Source organism: Bradyrhizobium sp. 187 (genome assembly GCF_023101005.1).
Classification (GTDB): Bacteria; Pseudomonadota; Alphaproteobacteria; order Rhizobiales; family Xanthobacteraceae; genus Bradyrhizobium; species Bradyrhizobium canariense_D.
In genome coordinates, this window is record NZ_CP064693.1 from 4,649,759 (window position 1) to 4,668,281 (window position 18,523).

Annotated in this window: 13 protein-coding genes; 4 read left to right on the forward strand and 9 right to left on the reverse strand. The window is 61.0% G+C overall.

The window, feature by feature from the left end:
• The first annotated feature begins 62 nt into the window (after nucleotides 1-62).
• Nucleotides 63-1,046 (forward strand): DUF4424 domain-containing protein, encoded by a 984-nt coding sequence (locus IVB19_RS22445; RefSeq protein ID WP_085383672.1) that lies wholly within the window; start codon nucleotides 63-65, stop codon nucleotides 1,044-1,046.
• A gap of 9 nt (nucleotides 1,047-1,055) precedes the next feature.
• On the opposite strand, the gene IVB19_RS22450 is transcribed toward IVB19_RS22445, so the two are convergent.
• From IVB19_RS22450 to tssI, 9 genes are read right to left on the reverse strand one after another with little or no spacing between them, the layout of a single operon-like run.
• Nucleotides 1,056-2,864: a serine/threonine-protein kinase gene (locus IVB19_RS22450; protein WP_247362322.1), complete on the reverse strand. Its 1,809-nt coding sequence runs from the start codon at nucleotides 2,862-2,864 to the stop codon at nucleotides 1,056-1,058.
• On the reverse strand, nucleotides 2,861-3,637 hold the full coding sequence (locus IVB19_RS22455; RefSeq protein ID WP_085348552.1) for a PP2C family protein-serine/threonine phosphatase: 777 nt from the start codon (nucleotides 3,635-3,637) through the stop codon (nucleotides 2,861-2,863). Before IVB19_RS22455 ends, IVB19_RS22450 begins: the two co-directional genes overlap by 4 nt.
• Nucleotides 3,638-3,643: 6 nt before the next feature.
• Complete coding sequence (gene tagF, locus IVB19_RS22460) at nucleotides 3,644-4,345, reverse strand: type VI secretion system-associated protein TagF (protein WP_018457625.1); 702 nt, start codon at nucleotides 4,343-4,345, stop codon at nucleotides 3,644-3,646.
• Nucleotides 4,342-7,872, reverse strand: a complete 3,531-nt coding sequence (gene tssM, locus IVB19_RS22465) for a type VI secretion system membrane subunit TssM (RefSeq protein WP_247362320.1) — start codon at nucleotides 7,870-7,872, stop codon at nucleotides 4,342-4,344. The genes tagF and tssM overlap by 4 nt, the downstream gene beginning before the upstream one ends.
• A 44-nt stretch (nucleotides 7,873-7,916) precedes the next feature.
• On the reverse strand, nucleotides 7,917-9,443 hold the full coding sequence (gene tssL / locus IVB19_RS22470) for a type VI secretion system protein TssL, long form (RefSeq protein WP_247362318.1): 1,527 nt from the start codon (nucleotides 9,441-9,443) through the stop codon (nucleotides 7,917-7,919).
• A complete protein-coding gene (tssK, locus tag IVB19_RS22475) occupies nucleotides 9,440-10,777 on the reverse strand; it encodes a type VI secretion system baseplate subunit TssK (RefSeq protein WP_018457628.1) in 1,338 nt (445 codons plus the stop codon). Before tssK ends, tssL begins: the two co-directional genes overlap by 4 nt.
• A 48-nt stretch (nucleotides 10,778-10,825) precedes the next feature.
• Nucleotides 10,826-12,196, reverse strand: a complete 1,371-nt coding sequence (gene tagH, locus IVB19_RS22480) for a type VI secretion system-associated FHA domain protein TagH (RefSeq protein WP_018457629.1) — start codon at nucleotides 12,194-12,196, stop codon at nucleotides 10,826-10,828.
• A gap of 12 nt (nucleotides 12,197-12,208) precedes the next feature.
• A complete protein-coding gene (locus IVB19_RS22485; RefSeq protein ID WP_026233412.1) occupies nucleotides 12,209-12,772 on the reverse strand; it encodes a DUF6931 family protein in 564 nt (187 codons plus the stop codon).
• Nucleotides 12,773-12,777: 5 nt separating this feature from the next.
• Nucleotides 12,778-14,646 (reverse strand): type VI secretion system Vgr family protein, encoded by a 1,869-nt coding sequence (tssI, locus tag IVB19_RS22490; RefSeq protein WP_018457631.1) that lies wholly within the window; start codon nucleotides 14,644-14,646, stop codon nucleotides 12,778-12,780.
• Nucleotides 14,647-14,994: 348 nt separating this feature from the next.
• On the opposite strand from tssI, the gene IVB19_RS22495 reads away from it, so the two are divergent.
• The 3 genes from IVB19_RS22495 (at nucleotide 14,995) to tssC (ending at nucleotide 18,479) form a co-directional block, all read left to right on the forward strand.
• On the forward strand, nucleotides 14,995-16,308 hold the full coding sequence (locus IVB19_RS22495) for a type VI secretion system protein TssA (RefSeq protein WP_249812017.1): 1,314 nt from the start codon (nucleotides 14,995-14,997) through the stop codon (nucleotides 16,306-16,308).
• 124 nt (nucleotides 16,309-16,432) lie between these two features.
• Entirely contained in the window at nucleotides 16,433-16,960 is a 528-nt protein-coding gene (gene tssB / locus IVB19_RS22500; RefSeq protein WP_026233414.1) for a type VI secretion system contractile sheath small subunit, read from the forward strand.
• 16 nt (nucleotides 16,961-16,976) lie between these two features.
• The gene (gene tssC / locus IVB19_RS22505) at nucleotides 16,977-18,479 is read left to right on the forward strand and encodes a type VI secretion system contractile sheath large subunit (RefSeq protein WP_247454469.1); all 1,503 of its coding nucleotides are present in this window, start codon (nucleotides 16,977-16,979) and stop codon (nucleotides 18,477-18,479) included.
• Nucleotides 18,480-18,523 lie beyond the last annotated feature (44 nt).

The following is an 18,523-nucleotide window of genomic DNA, read 5'->3' on the forward strand; positions in this document are numbered from 1 at the left end:
GCATACAGACTAGCTTGCCGAACGGACCCTCCGCCCGACTGTCGTTCCTTATACGGGCCCTGATGGTCGCGCTGCTCGTTGCGACAGGCTGGCCGGCACGCGCCAACGACTCGGCTGCGGAATTGTCGATCGGTGGGCTCCAGTTCGTACGCACCAATGACGTGGCCATGGAGAGCGAGAACCTTCGTATCACGCTCGACAGAATCAGCGTTCGCTACCAATTCGCCAACCTCACCGCCAAGCCGGTCACGCTTAATGTTGCCTTTCCGCTGCCCGACATCGACCTGTCGGAGGCTGAGAATGTTGCATTGCCGTCAAGTGATCCGATCAACTTCGTCGAATTCGAGACCAAGGTCGATGGCAACCTGGCGCCGCTGACCGTCGATCAGCGCGCCATGGTTGGCAACAGGGATGTCAGTGCCCTGCTCCGCGAACTCAAGTTGCCGCTGCTGCCGATTGGTGGCCGCGAGATCCGGGTGACCGACCTGCCCGCGGCGACCCGGACCCGGCTTGTGGACGACGGACTTCTGATGCCTGCCGGAATGAGCGACAACGGTCGCCAGCAATATGCGCCGGGGTGGACCGTCAAGACCTCGGCTGTGCGCCAGCAGTTGTTTCCGCCCGTGCGCAGCGTCACGGTCGAACACCAGTACCGGCCGAGCGTCGGCTCCAGTCCTGACACCATTCTGCGCTCGAGCCTGCGCCGCAGCAGCGCACTCGGTCAGGAAGTTGCGCGTTACCGGAAAGAATACTGCATCCAGGATACGTTCCTTGCCGAGCTCGACAAGCGCACGGGCAATAACCAGACCAACGGCGCAAATCTCCAGGAGCGGCGCATATCGTACGTGCTCAAGACCGGCGCGAATTGGGCTGGGCCGATCCGGTCATTCAAGCTGACTATCGACCCAGGCGGCAGCGACCGCTTGGTGAGCTTCTGTCCTGGGCGGCTAAAGGCATCGTCCGCTACTGGAAACACGCTTGAATATACGGCAAGCGACTTCAAGCCGGATGCCGACCTGAAAATCCTGGTGATCGGAACATTCTGAGCGTGCCGGTCAATTGGTGAGCAGCACGTAGCGCACGGCCGCGATGACAGTCATCTTATTGCGCTGAGCCTCGCTTAGCGCCTGCAGGAAGAACGTGTCGGCGGCGATCGGTCGCGGCTGGCGCAACGAGTCGAGAACCTGCGGGACCGCCACGACCAATAGCAGTTGCGGACCGCTCGCGCGCGCTGTCGGGAGCGTAAACGAAAGTGAGTCGATGCCCGGCTTCAGAAGATAAGACAGGCTCTGAACTTCGCCGCGATCAGATACCATCAGGAGCTCCACCACGCGGTTGGCAAAGTTCTCGATGGTCCCATTGAGGGTTTCACCGCCCTTCAGCTCTGTCGCTGACAAGGTGATGCGTGGCATTCGCGCCTGATCGCTCCCGACCTGACTCAAGAACTTGACGGCTGGGCATTGCGCCTGGGTCACTTGCCTGACGCCGATCGAAGCCTCGAAACCCTGCTCACGCCGAAACGCTTTGTCGAACGTGTCGAATGGGACGGTCGAGGCACCGAACCCTTCGATGACAGCGGCATTTGGGCTCACGGCAATCGGCAACACGAAGAAGCAGTCACCGCCGGAATATTGGGCCACGTATTTGCGGATGCGCTCGGCGCGCCCTGGCCCATCGAGTGCCGGAGACTGCGTCGCCGTCGGCTGCGCGGGCAACTTCTCCGGCTCTTGGCGTCCGGGCTGTGGTCCAGCGGGCTCGACCTTCGGCGGCGCCATTGCTCCGGCGAGTTTCGGGGGTGGCGACAAGACCGCGGTGCCTGGCGCTGACCAAACCAGCTTGTAGAAGGCATATCCACCACCGCCGACCAGCAGCAACAATGCCGCGGCGCCCGCCCCCAGCCAGAGGCGGCGCGGACTCCGCGCGATCTCCGGCATCCTGTCCTGCGGCGCCGGCGACGCGCTTTCCGGCCGCCGCAGCGGATCGAAGCCATATAACGGCGCGGCCGGCGTCTGGGCGGAACCGGTTGGCGTCCAGCTGGCGACCTCCCCCATAGTGGGGCGCAATGCCGGATCAGGCTGCAGCATCCGCTCCAGCAAAGGTCGGATGCGCATATCCACACCACCGAGATCGGGCACACGCCGGCGCTTCTCCACCAGTTGAAATTGGCTGCCGCCCATGTCGAGTTTCTGTCCGGTCAGCGCATGGAACAGCACAAGACCGAGGCTGTAGACATCGGATTTCGCAGTCACGTCATTGCCGTACAACCCTACTTGCTCCGGCGATGCGTAGTTGTCCTTGCCGGCGAAGCCCGAGCCGATGATGGTTTTGTCGCCCATTTGGGTCGACCGAGCGATGCCGAAGTCGATGATCTTGGCCCGACTGACGTCGTCGAGCGGAATGATGATGTTGTCCGGAGACACGTCGCGATGGATGATGCCGTGCTCATGTGCGGCCTCCAGTCCCAATGCGACACGCTGCCTCAGCCTGATCAGCGCCTCGAAGGTCAACGGCCCATCATCGAGCATGTTCGAGAGCGAGCGGCCATTCACGAACTCCATCGCGAGATAAGGTCGCTGCAGCACCGGCTCGACGGTAAACAGGAAGTAGCGAACGATCGCGTCGTGCGGAAGATTGTGGAGTGCCGCGGCCTCTCGACGGAACAGCGCGAGCGCGGCCTCGTTATCAACCACGTCGGGCAGTAGCATTTTCACCGCAATAGGCGATCCAGTCTGGATCTCACGGCATTTGTAGACCTCACCCATGCCGCCCGCGCCGATCATCGCTTCGATCTCGTAAATGCCATTGAGACGGGTGCCGGGCGGCACGCCGTGATAGGACGATCGGAACGGATCGCTCGGACTCATGGTTGCGGCTCCCGATTGAGCGGAGATCTTGTCGTCCCCTGAGATCGTGGCGTCAGTAGTCGCACGATCACAATCGTCAAATTGTCAAGCCCGCCACGATCAAGAGCCAGCGCGAGCATGTCATCGCAAGCCGCCTGGGCGCGTCGCGTAGCCGCGTGCTGCAGGATCTCGTCGTCCTGCACGTGCCTGGTCAGGCCATCGCTGCAGATCACGAAGATATCTTCTGGCTCGGCCGGGCCTGTCACCACCTCGAATTCCGGATCATCGGCGACACCGACGGCACGCGTAATGGCATTGCTCGGCCAATCATTCACGTCTTCGCGCGACAGCGCACCTTTTGCGATCAGCTCCTCCAGTTCGCTGTGATCATGCGAGACCTGGCGAATTGCGCCGCGACTAATAAGGTAGACCCGGCTGTCACCCGCCCATATGCAGGCATAGTAGTTATCGCGAACGAGCAGAACCGCCGCTGTTGTCCCGACGGTGGCACCCTGTCGTTCATGACTAAGCGCCAGTATCTGCTGGTTTGCGCTGAAAAGCCGCTCCTCGCATTCCGCCAGCAGGTCTGCGGCTGATTCTGGTGTAGCGATAGCGTCGAGCGACTGCACTACGATGCGACTGGCGAGATCACCGGCCTCGTGCCCCCCCATGCCGTCGGCGACCGCCCACAGACCAACGTCGGTTCGTACCAAACATGAATCCTCGTTCCGCTCCCGCACGCGTCCGGCATGGGTGACGCTGCCAACATCGAACAAGGACGGAATATGCACCATCGCGCGTCATCCATTCCCGGATGCCGCGGGTCCGAGATCACCGGTCAGCAGCGTGACGTAGTGAAACGGATCTGGCAATCCGCGACAACTCAGCGCCATTGGCGGGAAGCCTTCCCCTCCGGCGGTCCACCAGAAGCTAGCCGCGGCGTAGACCTGTGGGTTGGCAGCGCAAAGTGCTGCAAACGACGCCGCGAAGGCTTCGACCGCCGAAGCCCTCCCCATTGCCGCAGTACCAAGCGACGTGACCGGCGGATCGCCGGTGATGGTCTCCTGCAGTCGTGGCACCGAAAGCCGATCCAATGCATCGGAGATCTGCTCGAAGGTTGCGGCCCGATCCAGGGTCGAAAGCAGGAACGCCTCCACTTGCCCGAACCATTCGTCCTGCGGATCAATGCTCGGCGGCGGCAGCGAGACGGCCTCGCCGGTCACCGCATGCAGGGTCAAGGGATAGTATCGCCCCACCCCATCGAGCGAGGGCATGATCGCACCCGCCACTGTCGTGCCGCAGATCGCGGCGCCGAGCCAAAACCGCCAGACCGGCGCGGTCAGAAAGGCCTGTTGCCATCCTGGGCCAAGCTGGTGGCGACTTGCTGACAGCGCAGCCTGTACCCACGGCTCCCAGGCTTCCAGGAAGCTGCGCGGGGTCGCGATCGCGATGAAATCGCGCTTCGCACCGATTTTGCCGAATATCCCGCAACGCATGGTCATATCCCGGTCGGGCAACGAAACTCGCGCAGCACTGACAGGTTCAGCGGGTTGCGCAACGATCCGGTCGAAATTTGATAGTTGAGCTCGCGCCCGGCGACGATGAAACTCGCGCTGGCCGTTTCCGCTTTCACCACTAACGAGCCCGCCTCCAACATCCGAAACAACGACCAGGGACCAATGCGCTCAAGTACGGATGGCGGGCCGGTATCGTTACTGACTGAAATTGCCGTTCGCGGCGCTGGGCCCGGCCATAGGATAGTAGTCGGCGAGTTGGTCTGCGGCTGTGGCGGTGGCGTAGGTTGCGGCCCGCCGAACAAGGACGGAGGGGCCGATCCGGCAATGGTTGGGCTCGCAATTGTGGTGCCACCGATCTCGGTCTTAACTGTCACGCCTGGTCCCGGTGCCCCAGGGGGTCGGATCGCGAATGAAACGGCGGGCACACCGCCGCCCGTCTGGAAGAACGCATCCCGGATATAAGCCGCATTCTGGAATTGTTTGAGCGTCTCGGGCGAGAACGACCGACCAACGGGGCTCTCCTTTCGCCAAGCCCAGTCCGACCGCGACGTGTCGGCATAAGGTGCCAGGTACTGGGTGAAGAACCTGTCCATAACGCCATTCGGACTGAACAATTTGGCAAAATCCGCGAGCGGAACTTCCTGGCCGCTGCCGCGGATAAACGGGTAGCGATTAGTCACGGTCTGTTGGCAGACCGGCGTGACCTGATCGCGCAACGTTTGCAGGATTTGTCCGGCGGTTGAAGCCGCGATGCTACCTTCGAACTCCGCGGCTGCTGCTCGCAACATATCGGAGAATGGCGGCGGCATGCGCGAGGCGTTGTTGCGGAGCGCTGCGACCTGGTTCTGGAGCGCAGCTGTGGCTTGTGCGGTCAGTTGGGGATTCTCGATGATCAGCGTCAGGTTCTGCGCGATGTCGTTCAGGTTCGCGACGGTCGAGTCGATTGGCCGGCGGGTGCTCTCGCCTTCGAGCGCTGCGTGGTAAGGCTTGAACTGTGCTTCGATCATCGTGCCAGGCGGTCCATCCTGAGCATTCGTGAAGAGTGCTGGCGCCGATGCGGCAGCTGGCGCCGAAGCGCTCTTCGCCCGTTCCTTGGTCAGCACCGTCTCGTCGCGCACCGACTCCAGAATTTGCCGCATCGGCGAGGTCGGCGCCGAAAGCGCCCGAAGCACCTCATATTTCGGTTTGTCGGCGAGCAGCTTCTTCAGGCGCAGGCTCCCGAGCGCCGTTCGCCAGGTCGTCACGAAATCGTTTGAATAGATGCTGAGCAGATCGCCGGCCAGATTGTCGTACTGCTGGTTGATGGCCGACTGCTGGCCGGCATCCCCCAAAACCCATCGCTCCCGCTTCATCCGCTCAGACAATCCGGACAGCCGGGCGACGAACTTCTGATGGAAGCCGTTATACGTGAAGAACTCAGGTACCCGCACGGCGTCCAAAGGCTGCCCGGTCGTGGTTTCGAACACGACACCCATGTCGGGTCCGCCATGGCGGCCGGCGATCCAGTCGCCGGCGATCGACGCGCGAGCCTCCGATTTCAGAAACTCGTACGCTCGTTGCGACACGCTCAGGCGCGCCAAGGAGTTCTGGGCCTGCTTGATCAACCGGCCGTCGAGTTCGACCAAGGGCGGCTGTTCGGTCTCGAGGTCGAACATTGCCACGAGGTTCTCGTCGAGCAGACGCCGCCCTTCTGCGTTGGTGGCGCCAGGATAGAGATTATCCGCCCAGTCACGTTGCATCCAGGAGCGGATCAACTCGCGATCCGGCGACTGCAGGCCACCGATCATCAGATAGACCTTGAGCGCCTCATAGACGAAGGCAGGCTCGTTTATGCGCGCATTGAGCTGCTCTTCCAGGCGATACAGCAGGCGCGGTCGGAACATGCGTTCAAGCGCGGTGTGATAGGCCGCTTTCGAGGGCGACAGCAGCCGGGCGCGCTGACTGAGCCCGTAGCGAGCCGACAGAGGCACCGATTCGCCGCGCGATCCGTAGCCCGCCGGGGCGTTGCGAAGCCGGTAGAGTAGCGGCAGCACCTTGTCGAGATCATGATCGGCAATCAACGTCTGCTTGATAAGTGCCGCGCCGGCGGTTGCATACTCGCTATCCGCCTGCAGGCTTTGCTCGATCAAATCGGCGTTCCGCTTGTAGCTCACCAGCCAAGCTGCGATCAGCCCGATCGAGACCAGACCGATCAATGACAGGGCTGCGGTCTTCAGGACCAGCGCGCGGCGCACCGCGGCACGGTCAGTCGAGACCCAGTCGGCCTCGCCGATGATGACCTTGGAAATCAGATCGGCAAGGAAGAAGCTCTTGCCCGTGCCCGAATAGGATCCGGAACCGACTTCCTCAGCGCCGAACGTGCGCGCCAGCGACCCGATCAATTGATCGATCGGCGTGCCCTGCTGCGTACCCGAAGTAAAGTAGAATCCGCGCAGGTTCGCGTTCACGTGATAGCGCGTCGGCTCGAAGATCAGGTTGAGGAAATCGTGGATCTGAGGCTTGAGCCGCGCCATCTGTGCCGGAAAACCGAACAATTGCACGCGGTGCTGGGGCGTCGGCTCGTCCTGCAGACGGTCGAGCGTCTCTTCGCTCAGGCGCTCCAGCAGACGGTCGAACTCGAACGGGATCTGCCCAACCAGATTCTGGGTCTTGTCGGCGGTCTGGAACGTGGCACCCCAGACTTGACGGCGGCCGGCCTCCCCGAGATAGGCGAAATACTCGGTGAAGCCGGCAACGAGATCCGCTTTGGTAAATAGCGCGTAGACTGGGAAGCTGACCTTGAGTCTCTGATGCAGCTCGAGCAGGCGCATCCTGATGGCATCGGCATGAAGTGCGAGCTCCTGCTTCGGCAGCGTCAGGATGTCTTCGATACTGATGGCGACAAGAACGCCGTTGATCGGTTGGCGCGACCGGCTTTTCTTCAGGATGTCCAGGAACGCCAGCCAGCTGTCCTTGTCGGCCTTGCTGTTGGAGTCCTGGGTGGTGTAGCGGCCGGCGGTATCGATCAGCACCGCCTCCTCTGTAAACCACCAATCGCAGTAGCGGGTACCGCCGACCCCTGCGATCGCCGCGGGCGTTGCCCCGCGCGCGAGCGGAAATTTGAGCCCGGAATTGACAAGCGCCGTGGTCTTGCCGGCGCCGGGCGGACCGATGATGACGTACCAGGGGAGATCGTAGAGATAGCCCGACTTGTTGCCGCTGGCGGTCTTCAGCGTCGCGAGCGCATCCTTCATGCGCTCCTTGAGCACTGGTTCATCGCTGACGGGCTGGTCTGCACCAGCGATACCATCGGCAATCTCCTTGGCACCCTTGCGCCGCTTGAACAGATTGAGGCCAACGATGCCTGCCACGGCCGTGGTGAGCAGCAGAATAGCGATCTGCCGGACGATATGGTTCTCCAGCGGCCGCCAATCGCCGAATGCGATGAAGGGACCGGCGAAATAGATCACCGCTCCGAGCGAGCTGAGCCCGACCCCGTAGAGAACGATGCGAAGAATGTCCTTGGCAAGCATCTAACCGTACCCGTCGCAAAACCACCTGATCCGGCGGTGTGTGCCTATTCGCTGCGTTCGATAAAGATCTCGACGCGCCGGTTCTTGGCACGTCCCTCCGGCGTTGTGTTGTTGGCAATCGGCGCATCTGCTCCCTTGCCCTCGACGTCGACGCGCGAACCATCGTTCAAGCCAGGTTTCAGTGCCGCGGCAACCGCCTTGGCGCGCTCGACCGACAACTCGAAATTGGTCGGGAAGCGGACTGTGCGGATCGGCGAACTGTCAGTATGGCCGACGACCCGGATCCGTCCCGGCTCCTTGTCGAGGGTTGCTGCGACGCGGAGAGCGATCGGCTTAAAGCCGTCGAGGATGGTCGCTTGGCCCGACGCAAACAAGGCCAGGTCGCAGACCCTGATCACGATGAAGCTGGGGGTCTGGTCCGCCGTCATGGCGCAGGCGGTGTTCTCCTTCGCGAGTGCATTGCGGATGCGTTGCAACTGGGTAATGCGATCCGGCGGCGGCGGAGGCGGCGGCGGTGGGGGTGGTGCAACGACCTGACGCTTGAGTTCGATCGGACCGGCCGGATGGAGCGCGAGCGCCACCTCAGCAGCATTCTCTGCCCGTCCAGCGAGGAGCGTCCGCAGAACGAAATAGGACCCGGTCAGCAGCGCGGCGACCACGGCTGCCACGAGCCAAACCGGAACACGCAGACGCTGCCGGCGCCCCGCCAGCGCCTGCCCGCGCCAGTTGGGCGACAGGTCGCTCATCGTTTTCGGTCTAACCCGGCGCAGCAATTCATAGAGGTTGCGCTGGATCAGTTGCAGGTTCGCAAGTCCGCCCCCTGACGTCCGGTGGATGCCCTGAAAACCAAGCGCAAGGCAGGCGTGCTGAAGTTCGAGGACCGGATAGTTGACCAGTGGATCAACCTTCAAATGGTCGAGGATCTCAAAGAAACGGACGCCGCCGACACGCTCGCCGAAGAACCGGCTCAGCATCGAATATTGCGTCCAGACGTGACGCTCTTCGGTTGGGATGTGCTGCACGATATCGTCAGCAGTGGCACACAGGATGTATTTTGCTGTGTTGGCCTGGTGCTCGGAAATGCCCGCTGAACGGATGTCCTTCTCAAAGAATTTGATCGCGTCTGCGACCTGCTCCATCAGGCTGGCGAATGACGCTCGCATGAGCGCCACACGCAACCGACCGAGCAGTTGCAGCAACGGGCCCGCAGCGCGCATCACCGGATTGGCATTTGGCGCGACCAGATCGTCAACGCGCAACGGCGGCCCTGGCGGCATCAAGGGTTGCGGCACCTGGCCTTGCGCGGGTGTCGAAATCCATTCCTCGGCTGGATGGCTGGCCGGCGCGGAGGCGTAGTTCGAGCCCTGTGGAACGGGCGAAAAGGATGGTGGTGGGGCCGGCGTGCCGGGAGAGGGTACGGGTGATGGCGAATAGGCTGGGCGTGCTGCGGGCCCCCCACCCGGCGGAGGTTGAGAGATCGGCGCCGGCGGCAACTTCCCGCCGGGGTTGGGACGGATGATCGTCCGTTCGCCCCGCCCGAAAGGATTGACCGGCTTGTCCTTGTCGCTCATGGCCTGTCTTCCAGGATAGCCCAAAGATACAGCTCAAGCTCGGGCCAGTCGCCGGAAAAATGCATTCCGATCGACGCAGCCGTACTGAACTCGGGCCACAGCGGTGACTTGCGGTCGAGATAGAAATAGACGTGATCCGTGATGGCCCGGATATGCGGCGGCGGCGTCGGCAAATGCGCCAACGTGAGGCCCGGCAGGTTTGCGTGCACGATCTCGTTCATCTTTGTGTTCGGCCCGACCTTGAACAGGTGCGGGAAATCGTTCTGGATCTCCACAAGCGGCCGCCGTGCGGCAACTTCCAGCACCAGGGTCGCATTTCGGAATAGCGCTCGATCGCGGATCGGCGATACGAACGCATTCTGTGCGCGCTCGATGATCTCCAGGCGGATCGCCCGCCGACCCAGCCGCGCGCTCAAGAAGTCCTGGATGTCGCTCACCAAGGGTGTGAAGACGTTCTCGAGATCGTCGTGATTGTACGCCGGATAGTTGCGCGCCCGCCGTTCCGCCGTGGAAAACGTCGCAAGTTCACCTGCGAACCTCAGCAATTCCTCGTACAGGCGCTCCGGGTGAACGCTGCCGGAGCGCTGGAAATGAGTCAGCACGGGAATGGTACGGTTCAGCACTTGCAGGACCAGATAGTCGACGCTCTGCAACCCACCACCGGATGACGGATCGACGGCGTAACGCGCCAACTCGTCGAGTTTAGTCTCAACCCAGCCGATGATGCGGTTGAGCCAGCCATCGATGATCGGATGCGCGGCGCAGACCAGCATCGGCGGCACGAACTTGTCGTCGAACAGGATGTTCTTGTCGCGCACCTCCAGAATGCGCGCGATGCCCAGGCCCATGTATCCGGGCTTGCTCGTCTTGCGCAGTTCGAAAGACAGGCGCGGATAAGCGATGTCGATCTCTTCCTCGATGCGGAGCGCCGAGGTCGAGTCGATGAAGGTTTCCGAAGTGCGAACATAACGACTGGCGCTGTCGGTGCGGTCCTCGTCGACCTCGCGGGTGTTTGGCGCCGCGACCGGCATCATCAGCCAGACGATCTGGCCTGCAGCCGTCTCCGGCACCTCGATCGATTCGGGTATTGGGCTGTCCGCAGGGATATCGAACGGCGTACCGTCCGGCATGAGGCCGGACGCACTGCGCACCGCGAATTTGCTCTGTTCGGTAAGATCCCTATCGATCTCTAGCTCGGCAAAGCCCCAAGGGTATGGTGTCGTGTAGCGAACGCGCTTTTCCAGCAAGTGTTCGATGTAGCGGTCGTTCTGCTGCAGATGATGCGGCCGCAGAAACAAACCTTCCGACCAGAAGACCTTGCTGTACCAAGACATTCCTATATCCACTTAGAAATTGTAGGCAACCTCGTGGTCGCCGAGAGTTTACTTTGAGCCGGGCTTATCACCGCGGTCGTAATAGTTCGAGAAAAGCAACATAAAGGTTTCGATCGGGGCGTTGTTGTCGCGGCCAAGATGCGCTTTCCAGCGCGTCAAGAACTCGTCCCAGAGTTTGCCCTTGTTCGTGCCGAGCCAGGAGCTTGCGCCACGCTGAAGCTCGAGCTCGCGCGCCATCAGCGTCGGATCTATGCCCGCAATCAGCTCATGGACAGCGTGCTGCATCGCCATATAGGTTCTCAACTGATGTGACTTGAGATCACTGAAGCCCTGTGCAAAGGCGCGCTGTGCATCGAGATAGCTGCGTGTCGGCGGCCCAAAGAGAATGCGCATCGCTTCCTCCGAGGTCGGCGAGAATTTCAGCGGATTATTTTCGAGGGCTTGGACGGTGGTCTGGCTGGTGCTACGGGTCAGCTGCTTGGCTTGGGTTCGCGCTTGCAGCAGCGCCATCAGATTGTCCACGGTCATACGCAAGATGATGCCGAGCTGTTCGGCGAGTTCGGCATCGGACTTGCTGGCGAAGAAATTCTCCGGCAATCCCGCAGCGCGCGCCACCAGTCGCGCGAACTCGGTACCACCGACTGGCTTGGCCGCGACAGGTCGCTCGTCTGCTGCTTGCGCCGTCTCGACCTGCGGGTGCGATGGCGATGTTGGCGGCTGGGCAGCGACTGGTTCATCATCGATCCAAACCGACGGCCGGCGTGGAGTCGGGATGGCTTGCGGGCGCTCGACTTGCGGTTTCGGCGCGGTGACCGGACCGGCTGCCCAGTTCATGTCATCGTCCTGCACGGACGGTTGGGACGTAGACGTCGGCGATGACCATCGAAATGGGTCTACACCCGGCGCCGGCACGCTCGCTGCCCAATCAAGGAACCCCGGATTGACGGGCCGCGCCGCCTCGCGTGGCTTCTTCAACAGTTGCGGATCGATCGGCGGCGGAACGTCACGATCGGCCGTCCAAAGCTCTCCGTAATCCGCATGCTGCTGGACCGAGGGTTCGTGCAGTTGCGCCGCTTGATTTGGGATACGCCCGCCAGCCTCATCCTCCAGCGAAACTCCGATGATGTAGTGGCCGATCGTGAGCCGATCGCCGTCGCGCAAGCGGTGCGGCCCCCGCATGCGCTGGTCGGCACCATTGAGAAAGGTGCCGTTGGTCGAGACGTCGTGCAGCCAATAGCCACCGTCGCGAAAGTGCACCTCGCAATGCTTTCCGGAAATAGTCCGCGCCGGATCCGGCAGCGTCCAGTCGAGGTGACGGTCCCGGCCAATATCGACCGAACGCCTGCCGGTGACCGTAAACGTCACAGGTCCGCCGTCCGGAAGATTCGGTTCGTTCTCGATATTAAAGCGAAGCACCATCACATCGTCTCGTTAGCGCGGAGGGCGCGGTTCGCCGCGTGCCAATTGAATACCATCCTCCAGGCACGACGTCATTATCTGGTCCCGGAAGTCACGAGGGAGCCGGCAGAGGCCAATCAGCAGTGCTGTACGCACCGCCCGTGCGGCCTGATCTGGCTTGGCTTCCACGGGCGCAAATTCCGGGGGAACCACGCTTCCGCCGGACCAGCCGGCCGCCAGCGCCAGCCACGTTGCCGGCTGCTCAGGATCGTTGGCATTGCCGACAGCCAGCGCCTTGTTCCGGGACTGCTCGTCCGGTTGCCGGACCCAGGTCTCCACAATATTGAGCGACCTGCTATCGCTGGCATCGAAATGATCGAACATCCGCCGCAGAGAGCGACATCCCCAGCCAATTGCCACACGCCTTGGAAGTAGGTATGCACAATAAGACACGGCCGGGTGCCAATTGCACGCGTCGGCGGCCTCCTGAAGGAAATCCAGCGAAGGCTTGTCAGCGTCGGCTCTGCCGACATCATAGCGCGCCAACGGATAGGCCTGAAACAGATCCTGTACCGTTCCGAATCGAACCTGCCCCATGATCGTCAGCCGACAAGAGTTGGAGTGCCGTGAGCGACCAGCGGACCGCCGGCAGCAAGCGCCATGCCGGCCTGCGCTGTCATGGCGATCGTCGGCGCGTTGATGACGATGCCCGCCGGGGTCAGGATAATCTGGCTGGGACCAACCTGCAGGGTGATATTGGCGCTGGCCGTGAGCGTGATGCTGATGCCCGCATTGACAGACTGGTCCATGGCCAGCGTGATGTGTTGACCGCCCAATTCGATATCGAGTTTGTCATTGCCTTTCTTGAGCGTGGTCTTGCGGGTATCGCCGCCGAATGCAGCTTCGCCGATGGTCCGTGTCTCGGTGTCCCGGACCGTCACGTCATGGTCCTTCTCGGCATGCACCGTGATCTTCTCGGACCCCTTCTTGTCCTCGAAGCTCCACTCGTTGAAGCCGCCGCCACCTTTGGTGGAGTCCGACTTCAAGCCGCCAATCGTCTTTTTCGACGGCAGATCGTAAGGCAGCTTGTATTCGTCGTTGTACACGGTGCCAATCACCAGGGGCCGGTCCGGATCCCCTTCCAGGAACTCGACAACGACTTCCTGTCCGACACGCGGAATGATCTGACCGCCCCAGCGCTTGCCGGACCAAACCTGGGCGACGCGCAACCGGCACGACCGCTTCTTCTTGCGATCCCAGAAAAAGCGGACATAGATTTCGCCGAGCGACTCGACGTCGATTTCCTCGCTCGAATTGTCGTCTTTGGTCACTACCTTGGCAGTCTGGATGCCATTGATCCTTGGCTTCGGCGTCGTCATTGGCGCTCGAAACGGCCGATCGCTCGGCAGAAACTCGTAGCTGCCGAAATAGACGTGTTGCCCGGCGTCGCTCGGACCTCCGGTGCGATAAGATTCGATCGAGAACGAGTGCGTGGCTCGCACCACGAGATATTCCACGTTCTGCGAATCCTTGGAGTGCTTTTCAAGCTTCGTTAACCCACCGGGGAACAGGTTGACGGCGTCGCCGTTGCCGCGGCGCCTTCGGTCCATTGCCTGCTCGGCCTGGAGCTGGATCTTCGCGTAGCGCTCGCCGTCGGATTTTTCCTTGAACTTCCCTGGATAGTCGTAAAACTCCATCTCCGACCGGGTGTAGTGCTCGGAGCCCTTGGCGTCGCTGATCATCTGCGCGTTGGGCTTTTGATAGTTGTAGTCGTTAAGCTCGATCTTGCCGGTTCGAAACCGGCGCTCCGAGACCCATTCGTAGATATGCTGCTCGCCTCGACGATCGGCCCCCGTTAACGGGATATAGGGAATCGTAGCAAGACCGTTGATCGGGCTATGCGACGATTTGGAATCCGCCAACACCAGCGTATGTTTGCCGCCCTCGTGTTTGAAGAAGTAGTAGATGCCGTGCTGTTCCATCAGCCGGCACACGAAATTCATGTCAGTCTCGCGGTACTGAACGCAATATTCGAGCTTCGGACAGGACCCCTCTTCGGTCAGTTTGGATTCATAATCGGTGAAGCCGCGTTCGTTGAACACCTCCTTGATGATGTCGGGCGCTTTCTTGTCCTGAAAGATCCGGCAATCGGTGGTCCGCGACAACAGCCAAAACCAGGGCCTCAGCACGATCCGGTAGCTGAAATAGTCGTTCCTTACCCCGAGCCACTGGGCCTCTGTCAGAATGCCACTGAACTCGCGCTCCTTTTCATGCAGCTTTATGGTCAGCGTGCATTGCTGACCGATGGCTCGGTCGAAGTCGAGGTCGGCATCCTCACTGAGACACTCTATGCGATACTCGAACAGTTCGCTGAGACCTTCCGAGCCCTCGAATCCGGCAAAAACCAGAACGTCCTTGCCAAGAGGCGTCTTGAGTTCGCATAGGCGGGTATCCTGAGTAAGCTGGCCCATGTGGGCTTAAACTCCCTCCTTCGATCGAATGACCCGCTGCAAAGAGCTGATCAGACGTATGCAAGATCCGCGGAAATCCTGCCCCGCCAATTGGCAGTGCCGGCAAGTCCGCCCCGGGGCTGGCCTCCTGACGTTTCACGACAGCCGTCCAAAGAACCACCCCGGCCATCAAGTAGTCGGCTCCAAGAGCTTGCCGGTTCACGGGAAAATGGCATGATCTTCGGGAATGAACCAAGATCAGCAGGCATCTGACCCATAGGTATAGAATCGGATCATGCGCCCCGCGCGATCCCTTAGTCGTCACGGCTCGGCAGCGGGGCCGTGACCGAGCAGATGGACGATCCTCGCATGCTTGATGTCGCCTCCCTGACGCTGCCCATTACCGCTGACGATCCCTGCGGACCGGATCTCGACGCCATCGGAGACGTCCAATATCTGAACTTCTTCGCAGGTGCGGAATCCCTGCTGCCAATGTCGTTCTTCGAGGTCGTCAATGCCAATGGGGAGCGTGGACGCTTCGATCCAAAGGCAGTCGATTTTGCCGGCCAATTTGCCGCTGCACAGCCCCTCCTGGCGCGTACCCGCGATCTGCGCCTAAACCTGCTGCTCGCGAAGTTTTCAATCCTCAACCGCGATCTCGACGGCTTTCTTAACTGCCTGAGGGCGACCAACTTGCTGCTGCGCGAGCAGTGGGAAGCGGTACATCCGAGGGGCGAGAACGGCGACTACGCGCTTCGGGCCGTCACGGTCGAAGCAATCGACGTGTTTCCGACCGTGATCAACCCGCTCCAGTTCCTCCCCCTGATCGAGAACCGCAGACACGGCAACCTCCACTACCGTGCCTATCAAATCGCGCAAGGCGAAATTCCCGCCGGCGATGCCGACGCCGACGGGCTCGATCTCGCGACTATCGAGCGCATCGTCAGCGAGACGGATCTCGATACTCTCAAGGCAATCAGCGCGCGGTGCTCCGCGGTCGCTGCTGAAATCGCAGGTATCAAGGCGACCTGGCGTGAGAAGATGAATTCGGGGCAACCTATCAGCCTCGACAGGCTCTCCGGCTTGGTTGACGGCATGGCTGCCTGGCTTGCGGGTCTTGTCGCATTGCGTGATCCGGTGGCGATTGCCGCAACTGCGGAAGATGCCGGTCCCCTCGATACGCAGGTGCCGTTGGACGCAACCACGATGTTTGCTTCATCTGCACAGGCGTCCGCAGCGCTCGGCGCAGCGGCCGCCTATTTTGCCCGAATGGAACCATCCAACCCGGCGCTGTTGCTGGTACGTCAAGCGCAGGAGATGGTCGGCAAATCATTTATTGAAGTGATGCGGATGCTGGTGCCGTCCCACGTGGAGAGCGCTGCCATCAACATCGGGCGGGACAAAGTCTTCGACCTGCCGATCGAACGGATGGCGGAGCTCGCGACCCCGCTCTCATCAACGACGGATGAGAGCGCCCAAGATATTGTTTTTTCGGTGGAAACTAGAGCGCAGGCCTTGGGTCTGCTGACGAAGGTGGCGTCGTTTTTCCGAACCGCGGAGCCGTCCAGCCCGATCCCCTTTTTGGTCGATCGCGCGCGCGACCTCGCACAGCGGGATTTCCTCAGCCTTCTGAATGATGTCCTTCCTGAGGGCGCTCTCAAGACAATCGACAAATCGTATTGAACCACCTTTCTCTCGAAGGCACTAACTGGACATAAGAATGTTTTGCCGACCGCAAGTTGAGACGCCTTAGTCAATCTGCGTCGTGCAATTTGGCTTCTGATGCGATTTCGCAGGGAGGGGAACCATGGCTACTGACAGCGGTCAAAAATTCATTCGACGAAACCGCGCACCACGCGTGCACATAACATACGAGGATCCTTACGATGCCGAGCGGCTGATCGAGCTGCCGTTCGTCATGGGCGTCCTCTCCGACCTCTCCGGCAACAACCCCGGCATCGAGAAGTCGAAGGTCGAGGAGCGTAAGTTCCTCGAGTTCGATATGGACAATTTCGACAACCGCATGGCCGCAATCCAGCCCGGCGTGACGGCGCGCGTCGCCAATCGCCTCAGCGATGGTTCCGACGAAAAGATCTCGGTCAACTTGCGCTTCAACAAGATGGCAGACTTCACTCCGGTGGCAGTCGCCCGCCAGGTGCCGGCCACCGCCAAGCTGCTCGAGGCACGCGAACAACTCGCCAACCTGCTGCGCTACATGGACGGCAAGGTGGCCGCCGAGGACCAGCTGAAAAAACTTCTCGCCGATCCTCAACTGATGGCAGCGCTGCGGGAACGCGCGACAAGCCAGTCGAGCGAACCTGGCACCGAGAGCTAAGGAAGGAATGGGGACCATGGCAAAAGAAGCTGTTCACACAGAGAGCCCTACCCAAGTCAAAACCGTCGAAGCTGATGAGTTTACCAGCCTGCTAAAGCAAAGCTTCAAACCGCGCACTGAACGTGCAGCGACCGAAGTCGAAAACGCCGTATCCACGCTCGTTCAAGAGGCGTTGAAGGACACAAGCGTCATAAAGTCGGACGTCCTCGACACCATCGAGGAGATGATCGCGCGGATCGACCAGAAGCTGACCGCGCAAATGAACGAGATTCTTCATACACCTGAGTTCCAGGCAATCGAAAGTGCGTGGCGCGGTCTCCACTACCTCGTCTTCAATTCCGAGACCGACGCCAACCTGAAAATCCGGGCGATGAACGTCTCAAAGAACGAGCTGTATCGAAATCTGCGGCTTTATCCCGATGCACGCTGGGACCAGAGCCCCCTTTTCAAGCAGATCTATGAGTATGAATTCGGCCAGCTGGGTGGCGAGCCTTTCGGCTGCCTGATCGGCGACTATTATTTCAGTCACCTCCCCACCGATGTGCAACTGCTCCGCGATCTCAGCAAGATCGCCGGCGCCGCACACGCCCCCTTCTTCAGCGGCGCCGAGCCGACGCTGATGGGAATGGACTCTTGGACCGAGCTGTCCAACCCTCGGGACATCGGCAAGGTGTTCGACACGCCGGAATATGCCGCATGGAAGGGACTGCGCGATCAGGACGACTCGCGCTATCTCGGCCTGTGCATGCCGCGCGCGCTCGGCCGCCTCCCCTACGGCGCGAAATCGGAGCCCGTGGAAGAGTTCGCCTTCGAAGAGGAGACGGACGGACACACCGGCGACAAATACGGCTGGATCAACGCCGCCTACGCAATGGCCGTCAACATCAACCGCGCCTTCAAGGAGTTTGGCTGGTGCACGCGCATCCGCGGTGTGCAGTCCGGCGGTGAAGTTATCAACCTGCCGACGCACACGTTCCCGACCGATGACGGCGGCGTCGACCTGAAATGCCCGACCGAGATCGCCATCAGCGATCGCCGTGAGCACGAACTTGCGAAGGCGGGCCTCATCCCGCTGATCCATCGCAAGAACACCGACAAGGCGGCGTTCATCGGCGCTCAGTCGCTCTACAAGCCGAAGAAGTATTTCGGCGAGAAAGGCGTGGATGCCACCGCCTCTGATAACCTGTCGTCACGACTGCCCTACATGTTCGCTGTGTCTCGCTTTGCGCACTATCTGAAGTGCATGGTTCGCGACAAGATCGGATCCATGAAGGAGAAGGATGAGCTGACGGTCTGGCTGCAGACCTGGATCAACGAGTACGTTGATGCCAATCCAGCCCTGTCGTCAGAAGCTCAGAAGGCGCGCAAGCCGCTGGCCGCTGCGAAGGTAGAGGTCATAGCAAACGAGGAGAACCCGGGATATTACAACGCGCGCTTCTTTCTTCGTCCACACTTTCAGTTGGAGGCGATGGACGTCGGCCTCAGTCTGGTTTCGCGCCTTCCCGGCCCCGGCTCCTGACGCCGCAGCATCGCAACCGTAACATGCAGAAATTTGAAAGGACT